The sequence below is a fragment of the Nocardioides sp. genome, assembly GCF_004803405.1.
Classification (GTDB): domain Bacteria; phylum Actinomycetota; class Actinomycetes; order Propionibacteriales; family Nocardioidaceae; genus Nocardioides; species Nocardioides vastitatis.
Genome location: NZ_SSXI01000088.1, coordinates 1 through 4,945, shown reverse-complemented (window position 1 = coordinate 4,945; position 4,945 = coordinate 1). Strand labels below are relative to the sequence as shown.

4 protein-coding genes and 1 pseudogene are annotated in these 4,945 nt (G+C 70.9%); all 5 read right to left on the bottom strand.

Annotated features, from left to right (window positions below):
• Nucleotides 1–212 (bottom strand): annotated as a pseudogene (locus E7Z54_RS06100) (glutamate 5-kinase); the annotation flags it as partial.
• Entirely contained in the window at nt 205–1,770 is a 1,566-nt protein-coding gene (obgE, locus tag E7Z54_RS06095; protein WP_136432117.1) for a GTPase ObgE, read from the bottom strand. The pseudogene E7Z54_RS06100 and the gene obgE, both read right to left, overlap by 8 nt.
• A 106-nt stretch (nt 1,771–1,876) precedes the next feature.
• Nucleotides 1,877–2,131 carry a 50S ribosomal protein L27 gene (rpmA, locus tag E7Z54_RS06090; protein WP_136432116.1) on the bottom strand — a complete coding sequence of 85 codons (255 nt, stop codon included), beginning with the start codon at nt 2,129–2,131 and terminating at the stop codon, nt 1,877–1,879.
• Between the two features lie 54 nt (nt 2,132–2,185).
• A complete protein-coding gene (rplU, locus tag E7Z54_RS06085; protein WP_136432118.1) occupies nt 2,186–2,488 on the bottom strand; it encodes a 50S ribosomal protein L21 in 303 nt (100 codons plus the stop codon).
• Nucleotides 2,489–2,645: 157 nt separating this feature from the next.
• Nucleotides 2,646–4,945, bottom strand: a 2,300-nt coding sequence (locus tag E7Z54_RS06080) for an Rne/Rng family ribonuclease (protein ID WP_136432115.1), incomplete at its 5' end; no start/stop codon positions are given.

The following is a 4,945-nucleotide window of genomic DNA, read 5'->3' as shown; positions in this document are numbered from 1 at the left end:
AGGCCGAGCGGCGCCAGGCCCGCGGCGATCGCACCGGAGGAGACCAGCACCACCTCGGCGCCGCGCGCCCGCGCGCCGGCGAGGACGTCGACCAGCGCGCTCACCCGCTCGGGGTCGATCCCCCCGGCGGCGGTGGTGAGCGAGGACGAGCCGACCTTGACGACGATCCGGCGGGCAGTGGTCACCACGTCCCGCACGGACCCGTCACTCACCGGGGTCCTCCTCCAACCACGCGTCCTCGTCGAACGCCGGGACCGGGGCCGCGTCGGGATCCGCTTCGGAGCCGATCTCGTAGGCCATCGGGCCGTAGACCTCAGGCTTGTCGATCCGGCGGGCCACGTCGGCGCGGGTCTCGTTCTCGCCGCGCTCCGCGAGCTTCTCCTGGATCTCCCGGCGGCGCTGCGCGGCCGGCCGGTCCTCCTGGAAGCGGTTGTCCTCGCCACGGCGGGCGAGGTTCTCCGCGCCGGCGTCGATGCCGGGCTTGAAGTCGAACACGACGGCGTTGTCGATCGGTCCGATCAGCACCGCGTCGCCCTCCTCGGCGCCCATCTCGAGCAGACGGGTCTCGACGCCGAGCCGGTTGAGCCGGTCGGCGAGGTAGCCGACCGCCTCGTCGTTGCTGAAGTCGGTCTGCCGGACCCAGCGCTCGGGCTTGCTGCCCCGCACCCGCCAGCCCGCACCGGTCCTGGTGACGGTGAAGCCGTCGTCGTCCACGGCCTTGGGGCGGACCACGATCCGCTGCGGGATCTCGGCCGCCTTGGCCTTGCGCGCCTCCTGGACGATCTCGGCCATGGCGTAGACGAGCTCACGGGTGCCCTCGCCGGACATCGCCGACACCTCGAAGACGCGCATCCCGCGCTCCTTCAGGTCGTCCACCACCATCTCGGCGATGCCGCGACCATCGGGGACGTCCACCTTGTTGAGCGCGACCAGGCGGGGACGGTCATCGAGGCCGCCGTACCGCCGGAGCTCGTCCTCGATGATCTCGAGGTCGTCGACCGGGTTCCGGCCCGGCTCGAGGGTCGCCGTGTCGAGCACGTGGACCAGGGCCGCACAGCGCTCGATGTGGCGCAGGAAGTCGTGACCCAGTCCCCGTCCCTCCGCCGCGCCCTCGATCAGGCCGGGCACGTCGGCGACGGTGAACGTCACGTCGCCGGCAGTGACCACGCCGAGGTTCGGGATCAGCGTGGTGAACGGGTAGTCGGCGATCTTCGGCCGGGCCCGCGAGATCGAGGCGATCAGGCTGGACTTGCCGGCACTCGGGAAGCCGACCAGCCCGACGTCGGCGACCACCTTGAGCTCGAGGACGACGTCGAGCTCCTCGCCGGGCTCCCCGAGCAGCGCGAAGCCGGGAGCCTTACGGGCCTTCGAGGCCAGCGCAGCGTTGCCGAGGCCGCCACGGCCGCCCTGGGCGACGACGAGCTCGGTGCCGGCACCGACGAGATCGGCGATCACCTCACCGTTGACGTGCTTGACGACCGTGCCGTCGGGCACCGCGAGGACCAGGTCGGCACCGTGCGCGCCGTTCTTACGGTCGCCCGCACCGAGCCCGCCGTGCTCAGCGCGGCGCTTCGGGCTGTGGTGGTAGTCGACGAGCGTGGTGACGTCGGGATCGACCCGCAGGATCACCGAGCCGCCCGGGCCGCCGTTGCCGCCGTCGGGCCCGCCGAGCGGCTTGAACTTCTCGCGGTGGACGGACGCGACCCCGTGACCGCCGCGACCGGCGGAGACATGGAGCGTCACGCGGTCGACGAAGGAGGGAACAGCCATGGGATCAGTCTCTCAGTAGGAAATGGGCGAAGGGCGCCCCGCAACGGGACGCCCTTCGAAGACCAGGGCCGGCAGCGCGGCCCATCACAGGTTGGCGAGCGTCAGCTCACTCACCCGGGACGATGTTGACGACCTTGCGGCCGCGCTTCTTGCCGAACTCCACCGCGCCCGCGACCAGCGCGAACAGGGTGTCGTCGCCGCCGCGGCCCACGCCCGAGCCGGGGTGGAAGTGGGTGCCGCGCTGGCGGACGATGATCTCGCCCGCGTTGACGACCTGGCCGCCGAAGCGCTTCACGCCGAGACGCTGGGCGTTGGAGTCGCGACCGTTCTTGGTGGACGCGGCGCCCTTCTTGTGTGCCATGTGTTCAGTCCTTCGAGGAGTGAGTCGAGCTCGGGTGGTCGAGCCTGTCGAGACTCAGAGCGAGATGTCGGTGACCTTGACCTGGGTGTACTTCTGCCGGTGACCCTGGCGCTTCTTGTAGCCGGTCTTGTTCTTGTACTTCTGGATGACGATCTTCGGGCCCTTGGTCGCACCGAGCACCTCGACCGTCACGGCAGCCTTGTCCAGGCCCGTGCTGGTCACCTTGTCGCCGTCGACCGCGAGGACGACCGGCAGGGTCAGGGTGTCGCCGACGGCCGTGGAGACCTTGTCGATCTCGATGACGTCGCCGACAGCGACCTTCTCCTGCTTCGCGCCTGCGCGCACGATCGCGTACACCACCGCGGGCTCCTTCTAACGTCACGTCTGGGTCTGCGGCACACACAGCATCCTCGATCAAGAGGGTGCCGGTGCCAGCAGAACGGCACGCCTCGGCGGCGCACCGACGGTCAATACTACGGTCCAGCGGTGGATCCGCCAAAACCGCGGGGGGCCCCTAGCGCTTGCGGGCGCCCTTCTTCTTCACCGGCACGTGCTCGACGTGCGCGCCGGGCTCGGGGACCTCGGCAGCCGGCTCGGCCGCCGACTCGGAGGCAGGGCCTTCGGCCGGCTCCTCGGAGGATGCGGCAGGAGGTCCGGCGGGACGGCTGGCCGCCCTGCGGCGGGTGCGAGTGACCACCGTGGTCTTCGCCACCGGCTGGGCCGGCACCTCCACGGGCGTCTCCTCGGCGACCGGGGTGTCCTCGGCCGGTACGACGTCAGCGGGCCTCTCCTCGACCGTGGCCTCGCTCGGAGACTCGGCCGGCAGATCGCTCGGCACCTCGCTCGGGGCGGCGGCCGCATCCGGAACCGGCTCATCCAGGACCGCTTCAGCCGGGACCGGCTCGGTCGTCGCCTGGTCCTCGAGCTCCACGGCGTCGGCGCTCGGCGCGCTCTCGACGTCGCCGACGACCTCGACATCCTCGACGTCCTCGTCCTCGGGAGCGTGCTTCGCCATCGCGGCGATGTCCTTGGGCGACGGGACCGCCTTCGGCGTTCCGCCGTCGTTGCTCTCGCCCTGGCCCTTGCCGCGCCGGCGCCGGCCACCACGGCCACCACCATCCGCGGTGTCGCCACCGTTGCTGCCACCGCCACCGCGCTTGGGCTCGACCGGAAGGTCGTGGACGATGATGCCGCGGCCCTGGCAGTGCGAGCAGTTCTCACTGAACGCCTCGAGCAGCCCGGTGCCGATCCGCTTGCGGGTCATCTGCACCAGGCCGAGGGAGGTGACCTCGGCGACCTGGTGGCGGGTGCGGTCGCGGCCCAGGCACTCGACCAGCCGACGGAGCACGAGGTCACGGTTGGACTCGAGGACCATGTCGATGAAGTCGACGACGATGATGCCGCCGATGTCGCGCAGCCGGAGCTGTCGGACGATCTCCTCGGCCGCCTCCAGGTTGTTCTTGGTGACCGTCTCCTCGAGGTTGCCCCCGGAACCGGTGAACTTCCCGGTGTTGACGTCGATGACCGTCATCGCCTCGGTGCGGTCGATGATCAGCGATCCGCCGGAGGGCAGCCAGACCTTGCGGTCCAGACCCTTGGCGATCTGCTCGTCGATCCGGTAGGTCGAGAAGAGGTCGCCGTTGCCCTGGCCGTTGCTCTCGAAGCGATCGAGACGATCGGTGAGGTCGGGCGCCACGTGCTCGACGTACTCCCTGACCGACGCCCAGGCCTCGTCGCCCTGGACGACCAGCTTCGCGAAGTCCTCGGTGAAGAGGTCGCGGACCACCTTCAGGGTCAGGTCGGGCTCCCCGTAGAGCAGCTGCGGGGCGTTGCCCTTGGCGACCTTGTTCTCGATGTCCTCCCAGCGGGCCTTGAGCCGCTCGACGTCACGGGTCAGCTCCTCCTCGGAGGCACCCTCGGCGGCGGTGCGCACGATCACGCCGGCGGACTCGGGGACGATCTCCTTGAGCAGGCTCTTCAGCCTCGCGCGCTCGGTGTCGGGCAGCTTGCGGGAGATGCCCGAGGTGGTGCCGTCGGGCACGTAGACCAGGAACCGGCCGGCCAGGCTGACCTGGCTGGTGAGCCGGGCGCCCTTGTGGCCGACGGGGTCCTTGGTGACCTGGACCAGGATGGTCTGGCCGGACTGGAGCACCGACTCGATCTTGCGGGGCTCGCCGTCCTTGTGGCCGAGCGAGGACCAGTTGACCTCGCCGGCGTAGAGGACGGCGTTGCGGCCCTTGCCGATGTCGATGAAGGCAGCCTCCATCGAGGGCAGGACGTTCTGCACGCGGCCGAGGTAGACGTTGCCGATCAGCGAGGTCTGCGCCTCGCGGGCGACGTAGTGCTCGACGAGGACCTTGTCCTCGAGTACGGCGATCTGGGTGAGGTCCTTGCGCTGGCGGATCGCCATCACACGCTCCACCGACTCGCGGCGGGCGAGGAACTCGGCCTCGCTGACGATCGGGGCGCGGCGACGACCGGCCTCGCGGCCTTCGCGGCGCCGCTGCTTCTTGGCCTCGAGGCGGGTCGAGCCCTGGATCGAGGTGATCTCGTCCTCGGCCGAGCGCGGCTTCCGGACCCGGGTGACGGTGGTCTCGCCGTCGTCACCGTTGTCGCCGTCGCCCCCCTCGCCGGAGCGGCGACGCCTGCGGCGCCGGCGCGAGGAGGACGAGCCGCCCTCGCCCCTGCCGTCGTCACCGGACTCGGCGTCGTCTCCGCTGTCGGCGTCGGCCGACGTGCCGGACTCGTCGCCACCGGCCGCCTTGTCCTCGTCCTTGTCGGGCTCGGCATCGGTGTCGGCGGCCTGGGCGGAGT

What these genes read in the sequence shown, in the direction of transcription:
- rpmA (WP_136432116.1), bottom strand. Translation starts at nt 2,131, where the DNA reads ATGGCACACAAGAAGGGCGCCGCGTCCACCAAGAACGGTCGCGACTCC.
- obgE (WP_136432117.1), bottom strand. Translation starts at nt 1,770, where the DNA reads ATGGCTGTTCCCTCCTTCGTCGACCGCGTGACGCTCCATGTCTCCGCC.